The sequence below is a fragment of the Nitrospira sp. genome (assembly GCA_029194675.1).
Taxonomy (GTDB): Bacteria; Nitrospirota; Nitrospiria; order Nitrospirales; family Nitrospiraceae; genus Nitrospira_D.
Genome location: JARFXP010000001.1, coordinates 1,363,718 through 1,389,224, shown reverse-complemented (window position 1 = coordinate 1,389,224; position 25,507 = coordinate 1,363,718). Strand labels below are relative to the sequence as shown.

Annotated in this window: 22 protein-coding genes and 2 pseudogenes; 16 read left to right on the top strand and 8 right to left on the bottom strand. The window is 55.8% G+C overall.

Features of this window, described 5'->3' with window-relative positions:
• Positions 1–124: 124 nt before the first annotated feature.
• Positions 125–700: a hypothetical protein gene (locus P0120_06650; GenBank protein ID MDF0674005.1), complete on the top strand. Its 576-nt coding sequence runs from the start codon at positions 125–127 to the stop codon at positions 698–700.
• A gap of 120 nt (positions 701–820) precedes the next feature.
• Here the strand turns inward: P0120_06650 and P0120_06645 are convergent, their stop codons facing one another.
• Positions 821–1,267, bottom strand: a complete 447-nt coding sequence (locus P0120_06645; GenBank protein ID MDF0674004.1) for a putative toxin-antitoxin system toxin component, PIN family — start codon at positions 1,265–1,267, stop codon at positions 821–823.
• Positions 1,234–1,482, bottom strand: a complete 249-nt coding sequence (locus tag P0120_06640) for a hypothetical protein (GenBank protein MDF0674003.1) — start codon at positions 1,480–1,482, stop codon at positions 1,234–1,236. The genes P0120_06645 and P0120_06640 overlap by 34 nt, the downstream gene beginning before the upstream one ends.
• A 311-nt stretch (positions 1,483–1,793) precedes the next feature.
• On the opposite strand from P0120_06640, the gene P0120_06635 reads away from it, so the two are divergent.
• The 9 genes from P0120_06635 to P0120_06595 all read left to right on the top strand — a co-directional run bounded on the left by P0120_06635 (position 1,794) and on the right by P0120_06595 (position 13,723).
• Positions 1,794–2,570 carry a hypothetical protein gene (locus P0120_06635; GenBank protein ID MDF0674002.1) on the top strand — a complete coding sequence of 259 codons (777 nt, stop codon included), beginning with the start codon at positions 1,794–1,796 and terminating at the stop codon, positions 2,568–2,570.
• Positions 2,571–2,790: 220 nt separating this feature from the next.
• A complete protein-coding gene (locus P0120_06630) occupies positions 2,791–3,981 on the top strand; it encodes an outer membrane beta-barrel protein (GenBank protein MDF0674001.1) in 1,191 nt (396 codons plus the stop codon).
• A 219-nt stretch (positions 3,982–4,200) separates the two neighbouring features.
• A complete protein-coding gene (gene kdpF, locus P0120_06625; protein ID MDF0674000.1) occupies positions 4,201–4,290 on the top strand; it encodes a K(+)-transporting ATPase subunit F in 90 nt (29 codons plus the stop codon).
• The gene (gene kdpA, locus P0120_06620; protein MDF0673999.1) at positions 4,290–6,092 is read left to right on the top strand and encodes a potassium-transporting ATPase subunit KdpA; all 1,803 of its coding nucleotides are present in this window, start codon (positions 4,290–4,292) and stop codon (positions 6,090–6,092) included. The genes kdpF and kdpA overlap by 1 nt, the downstream gene beginning before the upstream one ends.
• An 18-nt stretch (positions 6,093–6,110) precedes the next feature.
• Positions 6,111–8,234, top strand: coding sequence for a potassium-transporting ATPase subunit KdpB (gene kdpB / locus P0120_06615; protein ID MDF0673998.1), 2,124 nt, complete (start codon positions 6,111–6,113; stop codon positions 8,232–8,234).
• A 145-nt stretch (positions 8,235–8,379) separates the two neighbouring features.
• Positions 8,380–8,985 carry a potassium-transporting ATPase subunit KdpC gene (gene kdpC / locus P0120_06610; protein ID MDF0673997.1) on the top strand — a complete coding sequence of 202 codons (606 nt, stop codon included), beginning with the start codon at positions 8,380–8,382 and terminating at the stop codon, positions 8,983–8,985.
• 124 nt (positions 8,986–9,109) lie between these two features.
• On the top strand, positions 9,110–11,812 hold the full coding sequence (locus P0120_06605) for a sensor histidine kinase KdpD (GenBank protein MDF0673996.1): 2,703 nt from the start codon (positions 9,110–9,112) through the stop codon (positions 11,810–11,812).
• A gap of 27 nt (positions 11,813–11,839) precedes the next feature.
• Entirely contained in the window at positions 11,840–12,532 is a 693-nt protein-coding gene (locus P0120_06600; protein MDF0673995.1) for a response regulator, read from the top strand.
• A 654-nt stretch (positions 12,533–13,186) separates the two neighbouring features.
• Positions 13,187–13,723, top strand: coding sequence for a hypothetical protein (locus P0120_06595; GenBank protein ID MDF0673994.1), 537 nt, complete (start codon positions 13,187–13,189; stop codon positions 13,721–13,723).
• Positions 13,724–13,772: 49 nt separating this feature from the next.
• Here the strand turns inward: P0120_06595 and P0120_06590 are convergent, their stop codons facing one another.
• Positions 13,773–14,516 carry a hypothetical protein gene (locus P0120_06590; GenBank protein ID MDF0673993.1) on the bottom strand — a complete coding sequence of 248 codons (744 nt, stop codon included), beginning with the start codon at positions 14,514–14,516 and terminating at the stop codon, positions 13,773–13,775.
• 138 nt (positions 14,517–14,654) lie between these two features.
• Positions 14,655–15,122: a hypothetical protein gene (locus P0120_06585; GenBank protein ID MDF0673992.1), complete on the bottom strand. Its 468-nt coding sequence runs from the start codon at positions 15,120–15,122 to the stop codon at positions 14,655–14,657.
• A gap of 112 nt (positions 15,123–15,234) precedes the next feature.
• Here P0120_06585 and P0120_06580 point away from each other — a divergent pair, with 112 nt between their 5' ends.
• The 5 genes and pseudogenes from P0120_06580 (at position 15,235) to P0120_06560 (ending at position 20,192) form a co-directional block, all read left to right on the top strand.
• The gene (locus P0120_06580; GenBank protein MDF0673991.1) at positions 15,235–16,602 is read left to right on the top strand and encodes a M20/M25/M40 family metallo-hydrolase; all 1,368 of its coding nucleotides are present in this window, start codon (positions 15,235–15,237) and stop codon (positions 16,600–16,602) included.
• A 297-nt stretch (positions 16,603–16,899) separates the two neighbouring features.
• Positions 16,900–17,229, top strand: coding sequence for a divalent-cation tolerance protein CutA (locus P0120_06575; GenBank protein ID MDF0673990.1), 330 nt, complete (start codon positions 16,900–16,902; stop codon positions 17,227–17,229).
• A 132-nt stretch (positions 17,230–17,361) separates the two neighbouring features.
• Positions 17,362–18,381: a M23 family metallopeptidase gene (locus P0120_06570; GenBank protein ID MDF0673989.1), complete on the top strand. Its 1,020-nt coding sequence runs from the start codon at positions 17,362–17,364 to the stop codon at positions 18,379–18,381.
• A 183-nt stretch (positions 18,382–18,564) separates the two neighbouring features.
• Positions 18,565–19,821 (top strand): annotated as a pseudogene (locus P0120_06565) (formate--tetrahydrofolate ligase).
• A gap of 80 nt (positions 19,822–19,901) precedes the next feature.
• Complete coding sequence (locus P0120_06560) at positions 19,902–20,192, top strand: formate--tetrahydrofolate ligase (GenBank protein ID MDF0673988.1); 291 nt, start codon at positions 19,902–19,904, stop codon at positions 20,190–20,192.
• 24 nt (positions 20,193–20,216) lie between these two features.
• Here the strand turns inward: P0120_06560 and P0120_06555 are convergent, their stop codons facing one another.
• The 4 genes and pseudogenes from P0120_06555 to P0120_06540 all read right to left on the bottom strand — a co-directional run bounded on the left by P0120_06555 (position 20,217) and on the right by P0120_06540 (position 24,239).
• Complete coding sequence (locus P0120_06555) at positions 20,217–21,077, bottom strand: protease modulator HflC (GenBank protein MDF0673987.1); 861 nt, start codon at positions 21,075–21,077, stop codon at positions 20,217–20,219.
• On the bottom strand, positions 21,074–22,201 hold the full coding sequence (hflK, locus tag P0120_06550) for an FtsH protease activity modulator HflK (protein ID MDF0673986.1): 1,128 nt from the start codon (positions 22,199–22,201) through the stop codon (positions 21,074–21,076). Before hflK ends, P0120_06555 begins: the two co-directional genes overlap by 4 nt.
• Before the next feature lie 1,138 nt (positions 22,202–23,339).
• Positions 23,340–23,654: a PepSY-associated TM helix domain-containing protein gene (locus P0120_06545; GenBank protein MDF0673985.1), complete on the bottom strand. Its 315-nt coding sequence runs from the start codon at positions 23,652–23,654 to the stop codon at positions 23,340–23,342.
• Positions 23,655–23,660: 6 nt separating this feature from the next.
• A pseudogene (locus tag P0120_06540) lies at positions 23,661–24,239 on the bottom strand (PepSY-associated TM helix domain-containing protein).
• Between the two features lie 270 nt (positions 24,240–24,509).
• Here P0120_06540 and P0120_06535 point away from each other — a divergent pair.
• The gene (locus tag P0120_06535) at positions 24,510–25,469 is read left to right on the top strand and encodes a hypothetical protein (GenBank protein ID MDF0673984.1); all 960 of its coding nucleotides are present in this window, start codon (positions 24,510–24,512) and stop codon (positions 25,467–25,469) included.
• The last annotated feature ends 38 nt before the right edge of the window (positions 25,470–25,507 follow it).

Below are 25,507 nucleotides of genomic sequence, written 5' to 3'. Positions count from 1 at the left end.
GGCAGAGGGAGTTGAACGGAAGGGCCAAGCAGATGAGTACGCAGGCGAAAAGTAGCCTTCTCATTCTTTGCGGATTGAGGGTTTTTTGCTAAGCTTCTGCGTAAGGCCCAGTTCACTATCCCCGATGTATTGGAAAATCTCTGTTAACAAATCCTCACTTGTTGCTGGAGTCGGTTGTAGTCTTCTGACATTGATAGCTATATTGATTATTCTAGAAGTACTGCAACGCAGTTTTCCTTCTTCGCCGTACTCAGAAAAGTTGCCTTGGGCGCTCGGACTCGCTTTTGTCCTGTTCGTCTGGGTGCTGACACGCGGGCGACACAGTTTTTTGATCGGTTATATCTCTGGTTTATGTGGAGTGCCGATCTTGCTTGTTGTTGCACTACTTGCTGGTCCAACGCTTCGTGACTACGCGATGCAGACATCTTTTGACGAGGCCAGATGGAAGCAAGAGGCCGATTCAGGCCAGCGGGTTTGGATGGTAGATGGCCTTCTCCACAAATATTCCCTTGTTGGTTGGTCTCAAGAACGTGTGGAGCAACTGCTCGGCAAGCCGCCAGCTTCGGAGTATTTCAAGACGGAATGTGATTGGCTCTATTGGCTTGGCCCCGAGCGAGGGTTTATTAGCATCGATTCGGAATGGCTTTGTTTGAAGTTCCAAGAAGCACTGGTGATTAAAGCCACTATCGTCAGAGACTAAACGTGTGCCACCTGCTCTATGTTAGCTGGAAGCAAGAGGTCTGATTAAATGAAAACGGCTGCAGTAAAGGGGTCGGATACCTTTAGCAGGCATCAAACCCACCCCGTAGCTCGTAGTATTCTATGGTTTGGCTTTCAGGTGTTGGAGGAATGCCGTGACTGAGATGATCTCCACCGATTGGATCCGGTGAAGGCTCAGGAGATCGTCGTCTCCACTGACAAGCCAGCGTACTCCCGCCTTTGCCGCACAGGTGATGAATTTGGCATCGTCCGGGTCACGCACCTCGGGAACTGTTGATTGAATGACTTTGACTGTTTCAACAAAGGGGAGGACTTCTTCTTCGATCAAACTCCGGATCTCGACAGGTCGGAGCTTGAACTGGGGGTAGGCTAGGACGCGAACGTATTCCTGCAGTATTGGGCCAGATACAACCGGTCGAAGACGGCTGGATTGCCAGGCAGAGACAAGTTGTGACGGTGGTCCTGAGAAAAGCAATGCCGAGATGAGGACGTTTGTATCCAGAACGGCGCGGATCACCGGCGGCGGCCTCGGCGTCCTCTTGCCCATGCGATGGCGCGATCCACGTCCTCCGGATCAATGCCAAGCTCTCTGATTTTCTGCCGTACGGATGCCAGCCGAGATCCTGGATCTGACATGGTAACGGGCCTGAGGATCAGCATCCCGTCCTTGATGGTGACGTCGAAGTAATCCGTATCAGGAATCTCCTGCAGAGCTTTCTTCGGCAACGTGACTTGATTCTTCGAGGTCTTTTTGGCCAGCACGCTCACCTCCGCCAATGCAGTAAGGATATCTTACCTGATAGTATTCTGGCAAGGCAGAGACAAAGGGAGTACGATTCTTTTGCGGAGGCCCCCGTCACCTTCCTGTTGCGTCCGCGCTCCTTCTGCGTCGGTGGGGTCGCTCATCAACCGTTCTGTGCGTCATAGCCACTAGCGCGCTCCAGACACTTAGGCCCCTTTCTCCTTCGATACAGCAGCTCATTCGTTGTCTCGAATGCATTCCTGCCTGCTCATCGCCGCAGCGTTCTTGAGATTTTCTTGTCCGATTCAACCCTCGATCTTAGAGTGGAAACATGATTGCTGCCGGAGCATCGACCACACAGTGTCCCAAATGTTATGCCGAACGACCTGATGAGGCAGAAGAGTGTATTCGATGCGGCATCGTCTTTGCCAAATACCGGCCCAGCGCGGAGAAAGCCCGTCTCGCATCATCCTCCTCGTCGCTTGCGAGATCGAGGTGGCTTCTGACGGCTAAACAGTGGTTGATTGAATCTGACACAACGACTGAATCAATAACGTTCTACGGTCGGGTGATTGTATTTGTGACTATGGTCTGGTGGGGGTGGACGTTCATCACCACGCCGCTCGAAACAAATTACACCGGCGAATCGTTTCTTCACCTGATCAATCTGCCCTTTCACGAAGCCGGACATGTGATCTTCATCCCGTTCGGTCGCTTCATGACGATTCTCGGTGGGAGTCTCGGCCAGATTCTCATGCCGATCATCTGTCTTGGCACATTCATTGTGAGGACGCGCGATCCATTCGGCGCGTCGGTGGCCTTGTGGTGGACGGCGGAGAGTCTGATGGACATCGCTCCCTACATCAACGATGCACGAGCGCTTGACCTCATGCTGATCGGTGGAGTGACAGGAAAAGAAACAGACGGACATGACTGGAACAACATTCTGACGATGCTGGATTTGTTGGAAAGGGATCATTGGTTGGCTCATCTCACCTACAACCTCGGCATCCTGTTGATGCTCGTATCCTTCGCCTGGGGAGGCCGGCTTTTGCTGCGCCACTACCGCCGTCTCTCAACGTCGTCCTCGCCTTCACGGCCCCTGTAACTCGGAAGAAACTTATCCCGGGAAGGCCCTTGCCAGTTTGGATAGTCCTTCACCTCGTTCGAGCTAACTACTCGCACAGTTTCCGACGGTCGTTTTTATACGGTCTTAACACCTTCCGGCGTCGGTTTAACACGGTTCTGACGCCAGTCATGATAGGGTCTCGGCAAGGCATGCCGAAGCACCGAAGCCACTTGAAGATGGAAAAAGAAGGTTGGGCCTGATGATGCAGGTTGTTTGGCGGTCAATGATACTTGTGGTGTGTGTGGTATGGAAGACGACCACTCCAGCCTTGGCTGAGGAAGTGGTGGGACCGATCACTCCGGAGCGACAACAGAAGGCTGAAGTCAGCGAAGCACGGAACAAGGCCAAATTGTTCCACTACGGCGGGTTCGTGGATCTGGGATATCTCGTGGACTTCAATTTCCCAGCCAACCATTTATTCCGCGACCGCAGCACCACACCGAAGGTCAATGAGCTCAATATCAATATGCTGGCCGGCTACGTTCGGAAGGATGCGACCGAATCGTCACGATGGGGAACAGAATTACTGGTGCAAGCCGGAGAGGACTCCAAGGCCTTTGGATTCGCCGTCGGCCTGCCGAATGTGCAGGACTCCAATGTATGGCGTCACTTTGGACGGGCGAACGTATCCTATCTGGCGCCCGTCGGCAACGGGCTCACGGTCCAAGCTGGACTGTTCAACAGTTTCATCGGCTACGAGTCGCTCTATGCCAAGGACAATGCGAACTATACGCGCGCCTGGATCGCCGACTATTCGCCGTACCTGATGTTCGGAGTCAACGCCGTCTACTCGTTCAACGACCGGTGGACCGGAGCCTTTTTCATCATCAATGATTACTTCCACCTTGAAAATTCCAACAGCGTCCCGAGTTACGGTGGGCAAGTCCAATATAAGCCCACGTCGGCTTGGACCATCAAAGAGACGATCTATTACGGGCCGGACCAGTCCAACACCTCGATCGAATTCTGGCGCTTCTTCTCAGACAGCATTGTCGAATGGAAAGGCGACAGCGTCACCGTGGGTGTTGACTGCCAGATCGGGACCCAAAGAAATGCCTCGGCGCCCGGGAACCCTCGCGATTTCTACACCGGAGCGACCTTGGAAACGCGATGGCACATCGCGGGGCCTTGGACTGCTTCGGTCAGGCCGGAGTTCTACTGGGACCGGAATGGTCTCATGACGGGATCCGAGCAATTCATCAAAGCGATCACGACGACGGCCGAGTATGCCTTTCGCTACAAGTGGACCAACACGATTGCCCGGCTCGAATACCGCTATGACGAATCAACCGGTCCTGGTGGCGGTTTCTTCAAAGGGTCTCAGAATGTCCTGGTGCCGGGGCAGCACATGGTGATTGCGGGCCTTATCTTGACGTTGGATTCTCCGTGAAGGAGGTCAACTATGTGCAGCATGATACGACGTCAGGAGGGCCACAGAGAGCAGGACTATTTACACCGTTTTTACGCGCCGTTTGTTAGGTTCTTCACCGTGACTGAACGGAGGGAATATGGATCTCGTGTTCATCGGATTGGCAATCGGTTTCTTTCTCGCGTCCGGCTGGCTCATCTCGGCGTTGGATCGATTGTAGGGGTTTAGGGAGGTATGGCTATGAACGGTATGTACCTACTCGGCGGCCTTCTCTCCTTGGGCCTGCTCGTCTATCTCATGATCGCGCTCCTGAAACCGGAGTGGTTCTGATGACGATCAACGGCCTCGTGCAAATCGCCCTCTTTTTTGGAGTCCTGCTCGCGCTCGTCAAGCCGCTCGGTTGGTATATGGCGCGCGTGCATGAAGGCAAGTCCTGCGGCCTGGATCGCCTGCTGGGTCCTGCGGAGAGAAGCCTCTATCGACTCTGCGGCGTCCGACCTCAGGAGGAGATGACGTGGAAGACCTACGCCGTCGCGATGCTCCTGTTCAACGGGTTCGGACTCCTGGCCCTCTACCTGCTGCAACGGATACAGGGATTCCTGCCGCTCAATCCACAGGCGTTCGGCGCCGTGGCACCCGATCTTGCCTTCAATACGGCGGCCAGTTTTACCACCAACACGAACTGGCAAGCGTACGGCGGCGAATCGACGATGAGCTATCTCACTCAGATGATGGGGCTCGCCGTTCAGAACTTCGTTTCCGCCGCCACCGGTATAGCGATTCTCGTCGCCTTCATCCGAGGGCTGGCCCGCCGCAGTTCCCAGACCATCGGCAACTTCTGGGTGGATCTGGTTCGGAGCATTCTATACATTTTGCTCCCGCTCGCGACGATCATCGCCCTGCTGTTGGTCGGGCAGGGGGCGGTCCAAACGTTCGATGACTATCACACAGCGCGCGTCGCCCAGCCGGTACCGTATGAGAAACCGGTGACCGATGAGACCGGGCAGCCGTCATTGGATGAGCAGGGCAAGCCGAGGATGGAGCCGGCGACCGCGCACCATCAGATATTGGCCGTCGGCCCAGCCGCCTCGCAAGTCGCCATCAAACATCTCGGCACCAACGGGGGCGGCTTCTTTAGCGCCAACGCCGCGCATCCGTTTGAGAGCCCCACGCCGTTCACTGACTTCCTGTTGATCCTGGCCGAAACCGTGCTTGCCGCTTCTTTGACCTACACGTTCGGCGTCATGGTCGGCGATACGCGGCAAGGCTGGGCGATTCTCGCGGCGATGCTGATCGTGCTGCTCGTCTTCATGCTGGGCGGCTATCTGGCCGAATCCGATGGAAATCCCAGGATCGCGACGCTCGGCGTCGATCAGACCCCGAGCAGCGTCCAGCCGGGCGGAAACATGGAAGGCAAAGAGGCGCGCTTCGGCATCGCGCGCACCGCGATCTTTGCCGCCGCGACGACGGCGACCTCGACCGGCGCCGTCGATTCAATGCATGACTCATTCACGCCCTTGGGCGGCCTGGTCCCGCTGTTCCTGATGCAGTTCGGCGAGGTGATCCTGGGCGGCGTCGGCTCGGGCCTCTATGGGATGCTGGTGTTTGCGATCATCGCCGTGTTCATCGCCGGACTGATGGTTGGCCGCACGCCGGAATACCTCGGCAAGAAAATCGAGCCCTATGAGATGAAAATGGCCTCCCTGCTCATTTTGATCATGCCGATCGTCGTATTGGGTCTGACGGCCGTTGCGTTGGTCACGACTGCCGGCACGGCCTCGATTCTCAATCCCGGCCCTCACGGCCTCAGCGAGATCCTCTATGCCTACACTTCTCAGGGGAACAACAACGGAAGCGCGTTCGGCGGGTTGAACGTCAATACGGTCTTCTATAACACCACCGGTGGATTGGCGATGCTCGCCTCCCGCTTCTGGCTGGCGGTGCCGACCCTCGCTCTTGCCGGCGCCCTGGCGCGGAAGACATCGGCGCCTACCGGTCCCGGAACGTTACCGACGCATACGCCGCTGTTCGTGGGCTTGCTGATCGGAGTCGTGCTGCTCGTCGGTGGGCTGACGTTCGTGCCGGTGCTGGCGTTGGGCCCGATCGTCGAGCATCTGTTGATGATGAGCTGATTCTTGCTGAGGAACGTCATGACGAAACAGACACAAGCGGAGAAGAGCCGCTCCTTATTTGCCCCGACGATCGTGCGGCAGGCAGTCGTCGATTCCTTCGGCAAGCTGAGCCCGCGTCACCAGGTCAAGAATCCGGTGATGTTTGTGGTATGGATTGGTTGCGTTGTCACCACTATCCTATTGTTGCAGGCGCTGGTGGGGATGGGGGAAGCTCCGACATGGTTCATTTTCTCCATCACGGCCTGGCTCTGGTTCACGGTGCTGTTCGCCAACTTTGCGGAAGCCATGGCGGAAGGTCGAGGTAAAGCGCAGGCCGACTCGCTCAAGAGGGCGCGCCGTGAGCTCACGGCCAAGAAGCTCGGCACAGGCGATCTTGGGAGCGAGCACGATGTTGTGTGGAACCGACAGTTTAAGCGAGGCGATACATTCAGCGTGGTGTCGGCGAATCAACTGAAGCCGGGAGATGTGTTCCTGGTCGAGGCAGGAGATTTTATCCCGTCCGACGGCGAGATTGTGGAGGGGGTGGCATCGGTGAACGAGAGTGCCATCACCGGCGAGAGCGCGCCGGTCATTCGAGAAAGCGGCGGCGATCGCAGTGCCGTCACCGGTGGAACAAAGGTGCTGTCAGACTGGCTCATCGTTCGTGTCACGGCGAGCCCGGGGGAAAGTTTTCTGGACCGGATGATCGCCATGGTGGAAGGAGCCAGGCGCCAGAAGACACCGAATGAAATCGCTCTGACCATTTTGCTCGCAGCGCTGACCATCATCTTCTTGTTGGCAACGGTGACGTTGCTGCCCTTCTCGCTGTACAGCGTACAGGCCATGGGTCACGGGACGCCGGTCACTGTCACGGTGCTCGTGGCACTCTTGGTCTGTCTGATTCCGACGACCATCGGGGCTCTCCTCTCGGCCATCGGCATTGCCGGGATGGATCGCATGGTGCAAGCCAATGTGATCGCGATGTCGGGCAAGGCGGTGGAAGCGGCCGGCGATGTGGACGTCCTGCTGCTGGATAAGACCGGCACCATCACGCTGGGCAACCGTCAGGCGACCGCCTTCACTCCCGCAGAGGGAGTAGGAGCCCAGGCGCTGGCCGATGCAGCCCAACTCTCGTCACTGGCTGACGAAACACCGGAAGGCCGCAGCATCGTCGTTCTGGCGAAGGAGAAGTATGGATTGCGCGCGCGCGACCTTCGTGAGATGGGCGCTAGGTTTATTCCCTTTACGGCCCAGACAAAGATGAGCGGGGTCAATCTTGACGGACGGGAGATTCGCAAGGGATCGGCGGATTCTGTTGAAGCCTACGTGACATCGCAGGGAGGACGCTTTTCTCAGTTTGTCCGGCGAAACGTTGACATGATTGCCAAACAAGGCGCGACGCCGCTAGTGGTCGCCGAGAAAGCGAAGGTGCTCGGAGTGATCACGCTACAAGATGTCGTCAAGGGAGGGATCAAGGAGCGGTTCGTTGAACTACGCCGGATGGGCATTAAGACGGTCATGATCACCGGCGACAACCCGCAAACAGCCGCAGCTGTGGCGGCGGAGGCAGGAGTGGACGACTTTCTGGCGCAGGCCACCCCGGAAGCCAAACTGAAATTGATCCGCGAGATGCAGGCGGACGGAAGGCTTGTCGCCATGACGGGGGACGGTACGAACGACGCCCCGGCCCTGGCACAGGCCGATGTGGCAGTCGCCATGAATACCGGAACTCAGGCCGCAAAAGAGGCCGGGAATCTTGTCGATTTGGATTCTAATCCAACCAAGCTCATCGAGATCGTGGAAATCGGAAAGCAGTTGCTCATGACCCGGGGCGCCCTCACGACCTTCAGCATCGCGAACGATGTGGCTAAATACTTCGCGATTATTCCCGCGGCCTTCGCCACGACCTATCCGGCGCTCAACGCATTGAACGTGATGGGGCTGACGACTCCCCAGAGTGCGGTCCTGTCCGCTGTCATCTTCAACGCCCTGATCATCATCGTGCTCATTCCACTTGCCTTAAGAGGAATCAAGTATCGGCCGATCGGCGCCGGTTCATTGTTGCAGCGCCACCTGTTGATCTATGGGTTGGGCGGCATGCTCGTGCCGTTTGTCGGCATCAAGTTGATCGATATGATTCTCGTCGCGCTTCACCTTGTATGAGGATGATGAAAAAGGCCGCCAGCTTCGTTCTCGGCTCGCCAACATCCTCAATGTACCCCAGAGGGTACACCTGCGTTGTTGGCATCGCCTGCGGTCTTGCTGGACGACCTTTTTGATCATCCTTTAGAAAGACTACTGAGGACTTATGAAAGACCAACTACGACCAGCTCTGACCATGCTACTGCTTCTGACGGTTTTGACAGGCCTCATCTATCCGTTGGCTGTCACAGGGATGGCTCAACTGTTCTTCCCAGACCAAGCGAACGGTAGCTTGATCGTGCGGGAAGGCAAGATGGTCGGGTCGAAGTTGATCGGACAGTATTTTGACAAGCCGGAGTATTTCTGGGGCCGTCCGTCGGCGACCGCGCCGTTTCCCTACAACGCCGCTGCATCGGGAGGGTCGAACCTCGGACCGACCAACCAGCTCTTGATCGAAGCGGTCAAATCGAGAGTTGCCGCCTTACGAGCCGCAGACCCAGGGAACGTCTTGCCCATCCCCGTCGACCTGGTGACCGCTTCTGGAGGCGGGCTGGATCCCCACATCAGCCCGGCAGCTGCCCTGTACCAACTGAAGCGAGTGGCCCGCGCTCGAGGCCTGGATGAGAACAGCGTGCTGACGCTGGTGAGCAAGCACACGGAAGGACGCCAGTTCGGCCTGTTGGGAGAGCCGCGTGTCAATGTCCTTGAGCTCAATCTGGCGTTGGACGTACTGGAGGATGTCGCTACGAGTCTGGAGCATTCACGATCTTGACCAAGGCCAACGCCGCCGGCGGGCAGTGCTCCGACAATCGCGTTGACCCTCTTTTCCCGCTGCCATAGAATTCCGGCTTCATGGTCCGTTCCGCATCCAAGACCGGTTGAGGATCTGTCAACGTATGAACCAGAAACGACCAGATCCCGACGTGCTGCTCACGCGCGTTCAGGCCGAAGAAGCTCGCCGATCGGAAGGCAAGCTGAAAGTCTTCTTCGGTGCCAATCCCGGTGTGGGGAAAACCTATGCCATGCTTCAAGCGGCGCACGAGCAGCGACGTGATGGAGTCGATGTCGTCATCGGCGTCGTCGAGACCCACGGACGGGCGGAGACCGACGCGCTGGTCGAGGGACTTGAGATCCTCCCCCGCCAGCGTGTCGAGTACCGGGGCACGACGCTGTTGGAGTTCGATCTCGATGCTGCGCTCGCGCGACGTCCCTCCGTCATTCTCATCGATGAACTCGCACACAGCAACGCGCCGGGCTTGCGTCATGTCAAACGGTGGCAGGATGTTCAGGAGTTATTGAAGGCCGGTATCACGATCTACACCACCGTGAATGTACAGCACCTGGAAAGCCTGAACGATGTGGTCGCACAGATTACGGGTGTGCGGGTGCGTGAGACTGTACCGGATTCTGTACTCGAACGGGCGGATGATGTGGAGCTAATCGACCTCCCGCCCGACGATCTTCTTCAACGACTCAAAGACGGGAAGGTGTATGTCTCGGAACAGATCCAGCATGCGATTCACAATTTCTTCGCCAAGGGCAATCTGATCGCGCTTCGCGAGCTCGCCCTCCGGCGCACGGCCGAACGTGTCGATCAGCAGATGGAAATGTATCGGCGTGACCATGCGGTGGTGCGGACTTGGCCCGCGGCCGAAACCATCATGGTCTGCGTCAACATGAAGGCCCGTGGTCCTCGCCTGATCAGAACTGCGCGCCAGATGGCGGCGGATCTTCACGCCAAATGGATCGCCGTGTATGTACAGATTCCCCGGCATCTTCGCTCACCGCAAACCGAACGGGATCGTTTGGTGCAAACCCTTCGGTTGGCGGAGCAACTGGGCGCCGAAACAGTGACGCTGACGGGCGAAGATGTGGCGCAGGAACTCCTGAATTACGCGCGGAGCCGGAACGCTACCAAAATTATCGTCGGAAAACCCCTCAGATCTCACTGGAAAGAATGGCTGTTCGGGTCGGTGGTCTCGGATCTTGTCCATCAAAGTGGAGAGATCGACATCTATGTCATTACGGGAACGTCCGGCGAGGGACAACCACTTGTGCGCCGTCCCGCCCGAAGCACCGGCGGTGTCTCAGGATATGCCTATGCTTTGGCAGCGGTATTGATCGCGACGGCGGTCGACTGGCTGATGGTTCCCTATTTCGCGGCTCCGAATCTAATCATGATGTATCTTGTTGCCGTCATCGCGATCGCGATTCGTTTCGGTCGCGGTCCGTCGGCGCTCGCATCGGTCTTGAGCGTGGCTGCATTCGACTTCTTTTTCGTGCCTCCCTACTTCTCCTTCGCCGTCACCGACATCGAATATCTGTTGACCTTCGGCGTGATGCTTGTGGTCGCACTGATCATCGGCAACCTGGCGGTACGAATTCGGCAACAAGCTGAGCTGGCACGTGATAGAGCGCATCGCACGGGTGTGTTGTATTCCATGAGCCGCGATCTCGCCACTCATCGAGGAACGGGGATGTTGGCCCAACTCGCAGCCAAGCATCTTCGGGATGTGTTTGATGCGCAGATTGCCGTATTCCTCGCGGATGCCGATAAAAAGGTACAGCTGCAACGAGGGGAACTCCTGTTTTTTGAGTTGAACCCAAAGGAGTCGGGTGTGGCTCAATGGGTGTACGACCACAACGAGCGAGCAGGGCTCGGAACCGATACGCTTCCAGGGGCCAGCGCGCTGTATTTGCCGTTGGTATGCTCAACGGGGCCGATCGGAGTCGTCGCTCTCCGTCCGAAGAACGCCGCCCTCCTCCTGGACCCTGAGCAATTGCATCTGCTGGAATCCCTGACGAACCAGGTGGCCCTGGCAATCGAACGGGCTCGCTTATCCGACGAAGCTCAGCAGGCGCACGTGGAAGCAGAATCGGAGCGCACGCGGAATGCGATTCTCAGTTCGGTTTCCCATGATCTACGAACTCCGCTGGCCACCATCACCGGTGCTGCCAGCAGCCTGGTTGAAGGGCAAGGAGAGCTCAGTGCCATAGATCGGCAGGAGCTCGCTCGATCCATCTATCGAGAGGCTGATCGCCTTGATCGTTTGCTGAAGAACGTCCTCGATATCATGCGCATTGAGACGGGGGCCGTACAACTCAGCAAAGAGTGGCATCCTTTAGATGAGATTATCGGTGCGGCCTTGGCCAGACTAGAGGGGCGGCTGCGCGATCATACCGTCAATACGTCGCTACCTGCAGGCCTTCCGCTCGCGCCTGTCGATGGAGTGCTCCTGGAACAAGTGGTAATCAATCTTATCGAGAACGCCGTGAAGTATGCGCCTGCGAGAACGATGATCGAGCTGGCCGCGTCGGCGACTGATCGAGAAATCGTCGTGGAAGTGGCAGATCGAGGACCAGGCATCCCTGTTGGGGAGGAATCCCGCATCTTCGACAAATTCTATCGTGCAAAGCCCGCGCGAGAGGGAGGAGTCGGGCTGGGGCTGACGATTTGTCGTGGTATTGTAGAAGCGCATGATGGACGTATCTGGGCTGAGAATCGCTCCGGAGGCGGAGCCGTCTTTCGCTTCTCGATCCCGCTGCCTGATCAGCAGCTGCCTGTAGAAACCGAGCAGCCGGAGGCTCGGGAGGCGTAATTCTGGTCAAGCGAACCGGCAGGCCCTATGTCACAGGAAGCCACGATACTCCTTATCGAAGATGAACCTGAGATCCGTCGGTTCCTGCGGACGACACTTCCCGCGCATGGCTATCGCCTCCACGAAGCCGCGACGGGGCAGGATGGGCTCACAGAGGCGAAAGCGAGGAATCCCGATCTCATTCTCCTGGACCTTGGTCTGCCTGATCTCGACGGAGGCGAGGTCATCCGCCAGGTGCGGGAGTGGACCGCGACGCCCATCATCGTGCTGTCGGCTCGTGATCAGGAACAGGGAAAAGTAGCGGCTCTGGACCTCGGCGCCGACGACTATATCACCAAGCCGTTCGGAGTGAACGAACTTCTCGCACGGGTGCGAACCGCGCTTCGTCATGCAACCAGAACCGGTGACGGTGGGGAATCGGAGTTTGTGCTCGGCGATCTGAAGGTAGATCTCGGACGGCGGCAGGTGTTTGTCTCAGGGAAGGAAGTTCATCTCACACCGATCGAATACAAGCTGCTCACCACGTTGATCCGCTATGCCGGCAAAGTGCTGACCCACCGGCAGCTGCTGAAGGAAGTCTGGGGTCCGCTCCATGTGGAGGAAGGCCATTATCTACGGGTCTATATGCGTCAGTTGAGAAACAAATTGGAGAAAACCCCTGCACATCCCCGCTATCTTGTGACGGAGCTGGGAGTTGGATATCGCCTTCGAACGGAATGACCCACCCAAGCTTCGGCTAAATACCGGCAGCTATCTTCAGCAAAGGGCGAGAACTTTCGGCATGACCGACCTTCCTTCAGGCACAAACCGTCACTGCCTGGTCGGATGGCGGCGTCTCATCGGTTCAACCCTGCTCGCCGCTCCCTGTCCAGTGCGAGTTTAACCCAACAAAGGAAGCGAACCATTAGACATGATGTCGCGACCTACAAATGGGGAAATGTTGAAGGATCGCAATAAAAGAATACAACGCATTTTTTATGCTTTCGTTGTACAAAGTAAAGTATTGAACTTAGTCTCACGCCGGGGAGCGTCATCGAGCCTCCCATAGACTGAGGGGCTTGGGAGACCCGTGATGCAGACATGTCCACAGAGAACTCGTTTCGTACGCTATGCGCTCCTCTTTCTCGGGCCCATCGGTGGTTCCTTCTGTCCAGACGCAGCGCTTGCCGTTCGGCCCTTCGTCACGGATGATGCCCGGATTGTCTATAAGGGGCAGCTTCTGACTGAATCGTACGGCGGTGTGACAGTGGTGAAGGGAGATAAGCCGGCCTTTGAGGTGCGTACATTGCAGGGCGTTTCCATCACCGACCGATTCGGATTGACTGCCGGCGGTTCGGTTTCACCTATCAGGACCATCGAGCCCGTCCGCTCGATATGCTCATTCAGCCGAAGTATGTCCTGCATGGTTCCCTCGGCGCGTTTCCCTCGCTCTCCGTTGCCGCCGCCACGTTATTTCCCCTCAGCGGCAATCGCCAGCTTTGGGATGGTTACGCCATGGCGCACCTCAGTTGGTTTTTGTTTACACCGGATCCCGAGACCGACCCCTACGACAACAACCTGGCCATTCATTTCAACCTCGGCATGAAATACCGCTATGATGCAGGTCCCATGACTTTCCAGGGTAAATTGTATTGGGCTGCCGGTTTTGAGGTGATCACACCGCTGACGCGCGAGTTGCGGATCTTGGGAGAAGTTTTCAACGGCGATCCCTTTTCTTACGAAGAAAAGTTTCCCGCCTTTCAAACCGGCTTCCGCTGGTACAAAAATCCCATGACCCAGATAGATCTGGTCTTTCGAGGCCTGCGGAACGGCTCACTGGAAACAGAAGCCCTGACGGGAGAAGAGTTTGCTCCCGGCTGGAACTTTACGATTCAGGTGGGACTCCGTATGTTATTCGACGTCTTCCGATAATTGTGCGACTTCTCGAAAGAGGCAAGCAGCTTCTTCTCCACAATTCGATTCACTGTGAAGGAAGCTTCGCGCGTGGAAGCTCTTCTTTCAGGAGGCGCAGCTGATCGATGATGCGCTTGCCCAATGCTTCGATCGCGGCTTCCTTGGCCTGCGCCACGACGCCATCGTCCTCTACGAAGACCGCGGGACCGACTGACTTTGCTACTCCTTCGACCGCTTGGGTAGGAGGGTGCCATTCGGATTGGATCCCCCATAAGCTGCCGGTGAGAGCAACAAGCGCGCCACTTTCGGTGCCGGGAGCGAAATAGGCACCGATCAAGGTCGGATAGAACCGCGCGTAGGCGTTGTTGTACCGATCGACGGCAGCCGCCCCTTCCACGATCAGCACGACATCGGCTCCATAACGGGCGCCAGACTGTCTGATCCCAAGTATATTCTCCCCTCGCAGTGTGGCATCCATCAGCACGACGGTATCCGTGAGTATCCGTTCATCTTGCAGGGTCGTCAGCAAACGGAGAAGTTGGTCCCTATCCGCGACCAGCCACTCCACTTTCCGGATGGACTGTCCGGTCGGAATGTCGTGGTTCGCGAAAAAGACACCGAGGCGAAAGGGCAGGGATAGATTCGAAGCCGGATTTGCAGGTGGCTGGTCTTCATTTCTGTCAAGATCTATGTGAAGCGCTTCGTTTATTGCAGTTCGGTCGAATCCTTGGCTGCTCGTACAGCCGATCAATACTGTCACAATCAGCACGAGGATGATGGTGAGACCTCGCCTTCTAATCTCCATACTCATTGGTTGAATCACCTCATGCCATCAGACTCCGCTTCCCTCTCCCAACACAACGTGGATGAATTCGACAAGGTTCCTGCTGCACGATCTCGTTACGCGGCAATCCCATAGCATTTCGGTAGATCTATTGAAGAGAAAGACCTACTCCACGATCGGGAGAATGCGATCGGCCACTGCTTGCACGACTCCTTCCTGCTCGGTCACCACTTTCAATCCTTTGAAACTGAGATAGTAACCCCCGTGACTCGGTGCCTGAATCGTGGCACTCACTTCGACTCGATCTCCATCCTCGACTTCCGGGTCACGGACAATTGGTCTACCACAAATACCCAACACTGCTACTGGAATGGTGGCCTCATCGTCCTCAAGGCGGAACAGGTAAGCGCCATAACAGTTGTCGCCATTTGGAACTGTGTAGGGATCGAGCGGCTGTACATCTCGTACAATCCCTCGCAATGTCGCACGCCGGAGATGATAGATCCGCGGTTCTTCGAGTATCTGTTGGATGCTGGTCGATTCCTCTGCGTACAGCAGTGTTCGTGGGGTAGCTCCTATAAGCGTGAGCAGAACGACAACGAGAGGGATGACGATTCGTGCGGATGTGGTCATGGTGAATGAAAGGCATCTTATCATCATTCTTACTTTATAACCCGGATCTGCTTCCTCTCGCGGGGCACGATCGCTATAATCCCCTGTCTTTGAGTCAAGGAGGATCATTCGTATGGTGAGTGAGCGGCGACTGAGGAACTTTGTAAAGGAGTCACGCCCAAGGTTTGAGGATCTGTTGGGACAGATGGTAGAGGTGCCGTCAATCAGTATGGATTCATCCCGTTCGAGCGATATGCGACGCATGGCTGACCTTGCGAGGCAGTACTTGACCGGAATGAATGCCGAGGTTCAAGTGGTAGAGACCGGAGGATACCCTATTGTTTCTGGAGGATGGACCACAGGTGCCCAGTATCCGACTATCACCATCTATAATCATCTGGACGTGCAGCCGGCGCAAGAGCCGGAATGGAGGCAGGCGCCGTTTGTCTTTAAGAATGAAAACAGCATTTATCGGGGGCGAGGAGCGACCGATGACAAGGGACCGGCTCTCACGGCGATGTTCGGCGCTCGATATGCTATCGAACAAGGTTGGCCGATCAACATCCGATTCTTGTGGGAACTGGAAGAAGAGATTGGGAGCCCACACTTCGCCGCCGGGCTTCGACACCCCAGCGTGATTCCGCGACCGGATTCCGTGGTTGTTTCGGATACGATCTGGATTGCCAAGGGACGACCTGCTGTGCCATACGGTTTGCGAGGCCTGGTCGGTGCACGTCTGATTCTGCGTACTGGAGCCAAAGACGCACATTCAGGTGTGACAGGAGGAGCGGCTCGCAATCCCTTGGCTGAATTGATCGAGGTGGCGAACACCTGTGTCGATGCCAGGACCGGCAGGGTAAAGCTACCGGGTTTCTATGACGATGTGATTGGACCCACAAAGAGTGAGATCAAGAATTTTCTCAAGTCGGGCTTCGAAGTAGAACGTTTCAAAGAGGCCTACGGGTTTCGGTCTCTTCGTACGCAGAATCGTGCAGATATCATGAGACGGATCTGGGCATCTCCCACCTTCGAAATCCATGGACTCAGCGGGGGATATCACGGACAGGGTGTTAAGACAATTGTGCCAGGTCATGCCGAACTCAAGGTCAGCATGCGCCTGGTTCCCAACCAAGTACCCGAAAGAGTGTTTGCCCTGCTCAAAACGCATGTTGTCAAGGTCAATCCAAGCGTGAAGGTTGAGCGAGAGGGCATGCTCCATCCCTTCAAGGGCAGTTTTGCCGGATCCTACGTAGATTGTGTGAAACGCGCGGTAAAGGCTGGGTTTGGTAAGGATCCTGCCTTTGTGCGAGAAGGAGGATCAATCGGTGCCGTAGTCACCATGCAGAAAACCTGGAAGGTGCCAATCCTTTTCATAGGTTTGAGTCTGCCCGAGCATGGATATCACGCTCCCAACGAATATTACGACTGGGGCCAGGCCTCGGGAGGAATGAAGACATTCGCCCATTACTTCTTGGAGATAGCAAAGATGGGGAAGGCATAAGATCGGTCTTAGCTCACCTCTTAAACGGCTCGTGCAATGACTGGAAACGGTCGGTTTTGAACATCGTGTTCAAAAAATTGTTTGATCGCCACGTTTACCATACAGTCGCTTGTCTCAGACCAACATCCTCAACCGGGGTTAAAGTCATAAGTCATTGTAAAACAACACAATGTTATTCATGAGCCTTAATTGGCAAGGCATGGATGTTGCTCAATAACCCAAGGGAGTTGGGAGTCATTCGCTCCGCTGGAATGGTCAGGTTGATTGTAGAGAGGGGCTTGGGTATTCTGGTCACCTATGGCGGCTGAACCGATTCATGTGGTGGTTGTCATGGTCACAGCAGCAAGCCAAGATGAAGCGGGTAAGATTGCCGACCAAGTGGTACGCTCTCGCCTCGCAGCTTGCGCTTCGACGATTCCCACCGTGCGCTCAACTTACTGGTGGGAAGGAAAGATAATGAATGAACAAGAGTCACTGCTGTTGATCAAAACAACTTCTGATAAATTCAATGCCCTCGAAGAAACAATACGGAAGATTCATTCGTACAAGGTCCCGGAAATAATAGCAGTTCCGGTGAGTAATGGGTTTCCACCTTATCTTGAGTGGGTTCACCGAGAGACATCCTAGATGATGTGGTTGAAACTGCCTCGTCAAAACATTATCCTTAGGGTCGACGAGGAGGAGTCAGTCGGTAGTTTGCGAGGCTTGGTCGAGGTACCTATTTTATAGTAGATACCACAGGCATGGGGGGAGAAGGTTATGGGTCAGACGAATGTTCAAGACAGCGATGCCTTTACCGTTGTAGTGTTCCGAGGTTCCACTGCAAAGCCCATCCGCTTCAGTTTTTCGAGGAAACTCCTTCGTCGATTGCTGGTTTGTCTGGGTGTGGTCATCCTTGCCGATCTTCTCGTGGTTTCACACTATGTCATCAGAACGGGAGAGGTATGGGAGCTGACGGCTTTCCGTACTGAAGCCATGAGTGCACGAGAGCAGACTGCGGCATTCTCAACCGCCATTGATGATTTGAAGAAGCGCCTTGGAGCGATGAATGAGGTTAATCAAAGGCTTCGAGTCATGCTGGGCATAGAAGTTCCCAAGACGGGTGATATGGCAAACGGCAGAGGTGGAGAAGAGGTACCGATTCCCGAAGGAGGAGACACGATTTCCGGTGGAAACGAACCAAGGCCTTCATCGGGTGCCTCAAGGCAGATATCCGACGGCGATCAGGAACACTCCTCTGCCGTTGGCCTAGGGTCATCTCGGGATAACCTCCAGGCCGTTGCATCAGTGAAAGAAGGTCTGGAATGGCTTTCAAGGCAAGCAACGGTGCAGGAACATATCCTTGACGAATTGTCACAAGCAGCCGAGCAGCGTTCGTCCCGCTGGGCATCGACGCCCTCAATTTGGCCGGTGAAGGGCTGGGTAACGTCTGGATTTGGCCCGCGAATTTCACCTTTCACGGAGAAGCCTGCCTGGCATGATGGATTGGATATCGGGGCCGCGCCAAACACTCCGGTCCATGCTCCAGCCCAAGGAAGAATTACGTCCATAGGATACGATCCTAAGCTTGGGAATATCGTCCGCCTGGATCATGGATTCGGAGTTGAGACGCTCTACGGACACCTTGCGAAGGCCTTGGTAAAGGAAGGCCAGAGAGTCGAGCGTGGCGATGTCATTGCGCTTGTCGGGAGCTCAGGCCTGTCCACCGGTCCACACCTGCACTACATGGTGAAATTGAACGGCCAGGCACTTGACCCCACCAAGTACATCTTAGAGTAGCGGGCAGTTCAGATCTTAATTGATGCTCCACGGACTTGTTTCTGACCTCTCGACAGTCCAATCGTCTTACGCACGTTAACTTGCTTCCAAATCGCTGCCCAACTGCCTGTGCTGTTACCTGCCACCTAGACAAGGCATGATGAGCGCCTCTTGACCGACATCGAGATCGCCCAATCCGTTACCTTGCGCCCCATTGTCGAAATCGGTTCTCTGCTCTGGATCCGTGCCGAAGAGCTCACCCTCTACGGACGCGATAAGGCGAAAGCCTCACCGCAGGTATTGGATCGTCTTATGACTGTCCCGAAGGGGCGGTATATTCTCGTCACGGCAATTAACCCAACGCCCTTGGGAGAGGGAAAGACCACGACGTCGATAGGTCTTGCCATGGGACTCTCGCGGCTAGGGTATCGTACCGCGCTTACTCTCAGGCAGCCATCGCTCGGTCCTGTGTTTGGGGCGAAGGGAGGAGGGACTGGTGGAGGACGTGCCCAAGTCGCCCCGATGGAAGATATCAACCTTCACCTGACTGGGGATGCCCATGCGGTGGCTGCCAGCCACAATCTGCTCTCCGCGTTCCTCGATAATCATCTGTTTCATGGCAACGCTCTCTCGATCGATCCTCAACGGATTACGTGGCCTCGGACCTTGAGCATCAGTGATTGTGCTCTCCGGAAGATCATGTTGAGTGAAGAACCGGACAGACGCCTGGGGCAATTCGTCATCACCGAGGATTCAGAGGTGATGGCGGTGCTGGCGCTAGCGAAAGATAAGCGCGATCTCCGCGAGCGGCTCGGGCGAATACTCGTGGGGCTGACAAGGGCCGGTACGCCAGTCACGGCCGAGGAGCTTCGTTGCGTGGGATCGATGGCCGTCCTCCTAAAGGACGCCCTCATGCCGAATCTGGTTCAAACTCTTGAAGGGACTCCGGCATTCGTCCATACGGGGCCTTTCGGTAACATCGCGCATGGCAACTGCTCGATCATTTCCGACGCGATTGCGCTGAGATGCGCAGACTTCGTTATAACAGAGGCGGGCTTCAGCAGCGATCTTGGAGCAGAAAAGTTTTTTAACATCAAGTGTCGCGCATCGGGATTTGCTCCGACCGCAGCAGTGGTCGTGGCGACATTACGGGCACTGAAGCTCCATGGCGGTGGAGGCGTTGCCAAGGCAGGCGTTGCCTTGCCTTCGAGTCTAACGGGTTCGAATCGGGAAGCGCTCTCGAAGGGAATCACCAATCTTGGGCAGCATATCACCAATGTCCTAACGCATGGTGTACCGGTCGTTGTCGCCATCAATGCCTTCAAGGATGATCCTCAGGATGAATTGGATTGGGTTCGGGAACAGTCGCTTAAGATGGGAGCGGCAGATGCGGCAGTCTCAACCCATTGGGTCCATGGCGGGAAGGGAGCTGACCAGCTGGCCTCCGCCGTCGTCAGGACATCGGAGAAACCGGCTCACTTCAAACATCTCTATGAATTGTCCTGGCCCATCAGAAAAAAATCAAAACCATCGCGACTAGCATGTATGGCGCGACCGGCGTCACGTACGAACCTGAGGCTGAGCGTCAAATCGAAACAGCAGAGGCGTTGGGATATGGCGGCTTACCCGTCTGCATGGCAAAAACTACTCTGTCGCTGTCACACGATCCTGGGTTGAAGGGGAGACCAACCGGGTTTACGGTTCCGATCCGAGAGTTGCAGATTCTAGCCGGAGCAGGATTTGTGACCGCCGTCTGTTCAGGGATTCAGCTCATGCCGGGATTGCCCAAGAAGCCGGCCGGTGAGCGGATCAATCTCGACCCAAAAAGCTGAAAGATTGTGGGGCTTTCCTGAATCTCAGCGTTGCTTGAGGTAGCGGAAGAACTCTGAGTCCGGGCTCATCACCAACGTCGAGCCGTCTTTGAAGGCGCTCTTGTAGGCTTCCATCGAGCGGGTAAACTCGAAAAACTTCTGATCCTGCCGGTAGGCATCGGCATAGATCCGAAATGCTTTGGCATCACCGCCGCCGCGGAGTTCTTCAGATTCTTTATAGGCCTGGGCGAGGATAATTTCGCGGTCTTTTTCGGCTTCCGATCGGATTTTTTGCGCTTCCTCTGCTCCTTCAGCGCGATATTGCTTGGCCTGCCGTTCCCGTTCGGCTTGCATGCGTGCAAAGACCGCCTTCTCGTTCTGTTCCGGCAAGTCGGCACGCTTGATCCGCACATCCTGAATTTCAATGCCGTACGCCGAGGCCTTTTCGTTCGCTCGTGCGGTGACCACCTTCATGATGTCGGCCCTCGTGCTTGAGACGATCTCAATCAGGTCGTGTCGACCTAACTCCACGCGGAGTTCAGAATAGATGATGTCGTGCAGCCGTTGAAGAGCACCGCGCTGGCTTTGGAACGCCTGATACACCTTCAAGGGGTCAGTGATTCGCCATTTGGCGAAGTTGTCCAGGAGCAGCGTCTTCTTGTCCTCGGTGATGACATCCTGGGCACTCGAATCGTAGTCTAACAGTCGTTTCTCGAAGTACGTGACCTCCTGAACAAACGGTATTTTCACGTACAGCCCCGGCTCAGTGATGTTTCGAACGGGCTTCCCGAGTTGCACGACGATCGCAGTCTGGATCACATCCACGACGAAGAGGGGGGAAGCCCCAAGTACAAACAGCGCAACCGTCACAGCGAGGAGTGCGATCACCAATCCTTGCTTCGTCATGGCCTGGTGTTCCTTGACCTTAGGGTGGACGATGGGTCAGGCCTGGGTTCCTCGCTCTCAGGTTGTGGGACCGGTTTGGCAGTGGGTGTGGACACAGGTTTGGAGAGACGGTCCAGCGGAAGATACGGCAAGAGGCGCTCCCCGCCTTTCCCCTCGATGATGATCTTCTCCATATGGGGAAGGATTTCTTCCAAGGTTTCGATATAGATGCGTTTGCTGATGACATCCTTCGCTTGGTTGTACTCCTTCAAGGTGGCGAGGAACCGATTCGTCTCGCCCTGAGCACGATTGACGCGCGCCTGAGCAAACCCCCTTGCCCGGTTGACCAGTTCAGCGGCTTCACCCTTTGCCCTCGGAATGATGTCGTTGCGGTACCCTTGCGCCTGGTTGATGAGCTTTTCCCGGTCTTCTTTGGCGTTCGTCACGTCTTTGAACGCGGCAGCAACGGCTTCTGGAGGATCGACGTCTTGGAGTTGCACTGCGGCGATCTGTACGCCGGCCTGATACTGGTCGAGGATCGTCTGGAGCAAGGTCATGGTATCTTGCTGAATCACCGCTTTCCCGGTGGTCAGGGTTTCGTCAATCTTGCTCTTGCCGACCACTTCTCGCATGGAGGCCTCAGCTGCTTTACCGATGGTCTCATGGATATCGGCCACGTTGAACAGGAAGTTGCGGGCTTCTTTGATCTTGTACTGAACGATGAATTCGATCGCAAGGATGTTCATATCGCCGGTCAGCATCAAGGCTTCCTGAGGTACCATCTGTTGGCGGCCTTGCTGATTGGTGCGGAAACCGACCTCCACGCGATAGAGTTTGGCGACCTTCGGCTGGAGGACGGTTTCAGCGAGAGGGATCTTGAAGTGAGGGCCCGGTTCCACCGTACGGACCGGAACGCCGAACCGTTTCACGACACCCTCTTCATCCGGTGCAACGATAAACACGCTCTGCCAGACCAGGACGATCAGCAAGGCGGCAATGGCGAGGTTCACGATGCCGCCTGATGGTAGGATATTTTTCAACCCACCGGGAGGGAAAATGTTCTTGAATTGCGATTGGGCCTGCTTGAAAGCCTCTTCAAGTGGATCAGGCTTTTTGCCCCACGGATCTTTTGGGTCCCAGACCATTCAGAGATATTGATGTCCAGTGTAGAAGTAAAGATGGAGGCACACCTTAACAGAGTGCCGTCTTAGGAGCAAGATGGCCATGTGCATAGGCGACGGTTGTAGGATTCATTCGGTGCTTTTTTCGGCGGCTTCGAGATCAGACGCCGTTCCAGTCCCACAATTGGTTGTTCTAAGCGCTGTAGGATCTCCTGAAGTCTTTCTTTTCTGCCATCCCAGCTTTCTGTGCAATGCTGCCGAATCGTCCGGCGCATGCGGCGCAGTGAAACTCATTCCTTCTGGACTCCATAGCAGTTCAGCAAAACGCTCTTTTAATGAGCGCGATTTGCGACGTCGCTGATACTGCGCCAGTTTGTTCTCGGTACTTATCTGTTCAACGGGCTGTGACTCCGATTGGCGGGACGGTCTTTGTGAGACGTGGTGCCTGGCATGTGTCTTCCTTCCCGAGAGCCTGTGGGCAGCTGTATAACCTTGGTGATTTCAAGCAGAGAAAGGAGTAATTTTTGGACTCGCCTCAGGGCTGACCGACGCATAGAACTACGGACGGCGAAAGATGCAGTGAGGCTAGTTGTGATAGGGCACAGGAGCAGGGGCTATGGAGATACTACACAACGGGAGAAAGATCGTCAGTGCGGCACGTCGCATTGGGACCAGTTGGCTGCTTGAAACCACCATCTGGCCCCCAGCATCCGAGGGGGCAGACGAGCCGCAGCTTATACAGACAATTGGCGCAGCCAGCGAATCTGAAGAGGAAGCCCATACCAAAGCGATCAAGATTGGACAGCAATTGATAGATGCCAATTGTAATTGTATATGACAACTGCACATTTTGCCGGATGAAATGATGTGTTTATTCGTGATTCCTTAACGCCCTCTTTCCGACCCGTCGAGCAGTCCAGCCGAGCAACGTACCCACCGTGAGCCCCGTCAGGTCAACACCCGCTATCGCCCATTGCGCCTTTGGTACCGTCGTCAACAGATGACTGTTTGTCGTCAATCCATTGAGCAGGGGCAAGGATCCCAACAGGCACGCAGACCCGTACAGTTGATCTCTCCAAGCCTTGATGGAACCTCGGGAGAGAAGACTATGGATAAGACACAGGCCTCAGACGATAAAGAAACAGCGAATCTCCCAGAGCGATCATTCAGTCAGTGCCATGGGCAAGAGTCGATTAGCCCAGAAGAACGCCGCCACGCCTACCGGTAATCCTGCTACTGTGGCGACATTGAGGACTTCAACGATGCGATACCCCGTCTGGCTTGAACGGCCCGCTTGAGTTCTCTGCCGCTTGGTGGTCCATAGGACGAGTCCTGTCGCAATCATCACGGTGGCCGCTAATCCCATAATGAAATAGAGCCACCGCATCGGACGGCCCCCGAATTGCGCGAAGTGCAGAATGGAAAGCAGAGGCAGGATGTTTTCGCTTTCGCGGAGAAATGGGAGGTCCACCGGCATATAAATCGACCAAAACATCGCGAGACCCGTGACGACAATCATCAGATGAAACGGGATGACGAGAATGCCAGTCAGGTTGTGAGCATCCAACCAAGCGCGTGGAAAAGGCCGAAGACGAACCATCACCACGTCCTTGTATGTCCACCGACTATCACACACGCCGGTGGCGAGGGTGATGAGCATCACAATCGCAGCGATACCGACCAGCCATGCGCCTGGCCACCCGAATAGAAGTCCATAGTGAAAGTGGTAGAAGAAATCACCACCCTATGTGTCGCGGAAGCTCACCAAGCGGCCGGTGGCCGGATCAATCGTTTGTCCGGAGAAGGTCCGCTTCTCTTGTAACTTGACTAGGAGAAGGGAGCTGTCGATAGAACCTCGATCGTCGCGTGCAAGCGGCAAGTTCAGTTGCGCCAGCCCATACGCAGATTCACCATACTGTCCCGTATCCGATGTGATCTCGTGTAACTCCGGCTGCATCCACGCCGTGATCTCGGTGTCGAAGACCGTCAGCGTCCCGGTAAGAAACACCGCAAACAAGAGCCATCCAAAGAGCAAGCCACACCATGAATGGAGCCAATTCATCCATTGTGTGAGGCGGTTCATCATCAGTCAGGACGGTCTACAACAGTGGGAGCACTCTCGATTCGTCCGTTCATAGCTGAGAGTGGTAGATTCTGCCTGTATCTCTCTTTTAAACTCAATGGCCCCCCTGATCAGCATGCTTATGTATGAGGCGTCCGGCAGTCCTGGACGAGTTCAGGGATTCGCCAGATCGGAATGGCGTCCGCCAAGACCAGCATGGTATGGCTCGCTTTCAACCGTATGCTGCACTAAAACTTCATGGATGACACGATGCGACACCAAGACAAGTCAGGGACGACATGGAACCTTGATCAGATTGTCACGGAGCTACGTGCTTCGCGTGAGCTGACCCGCAACATCCGGCATCAAGGACGGATTCACAAATTACCATCACGAAAAGCCCTCCTCGGCATCGTGGAAGGCCTGTGTGCCGTGCTGTTTCCGACGCACTACGGACGAGCGGATTTGAACGAGACGAACATCGATTATTTTGTCGGGCACACATTGGATCAAACCTTGCCGCTTTTGCAGGATCAAGTCCGGAGAGGATTGGCCTTTACAGCCAATCCCGACACACAAGATGACCGCTCGCTGGCTGAGCGAGCAGGCCACATTGCGAGCGTATTTGCCAGCCAGCTCCCGACCATCCGGGCATTGCTCGTTACTGATTTGCAAGCCGCTTACCGAGGGGACCCCGCGGCCACCAGCCATTCAGAGATTCTCCTGTGCTATCCGGGCATGAGGGCCATCATCTATTATCGTCTCGCCCATGTCTTGCATCGCTTGGAGGCGCCGTTGATCCCGAGGTTGATCTCGGACATCGCGCATGCATCCACCGGGATCGATATTCATCCAGCTGCCGAGATCGACAGTCACTTCTTTATCGATCACGGGACCGGTGTCGTTATCGGTGAAACCACGGTCATCGGCAAGCGGGTCCGCCTCTATCAAGCCGTGACGCTTGGCGCCAAACGGTTCACAGAAGGCGAGCAGGGCGGCCTGATCAAGGGGGAACCTCGCCATCCGATCGTGGAAGACGACGTGGTGATCTACGCGGGGGCCACGATTTTAGGGCGCGTCACCGTCGGGCAGGGCTCCATCATTGGAGGGAACGTGTGGCTGACGCAAAGCGTGCCGACACTAAGTCATGTTGTCCAAGCGCAAATGCGGACCTCTGCAACCATTCAACCGAAATCGATCAAGGTTCAACCCACAGACAAGGAGGTGTAGCGCTCGCTTGGTTTGTATTCGTTATCAGATGAGCCGAA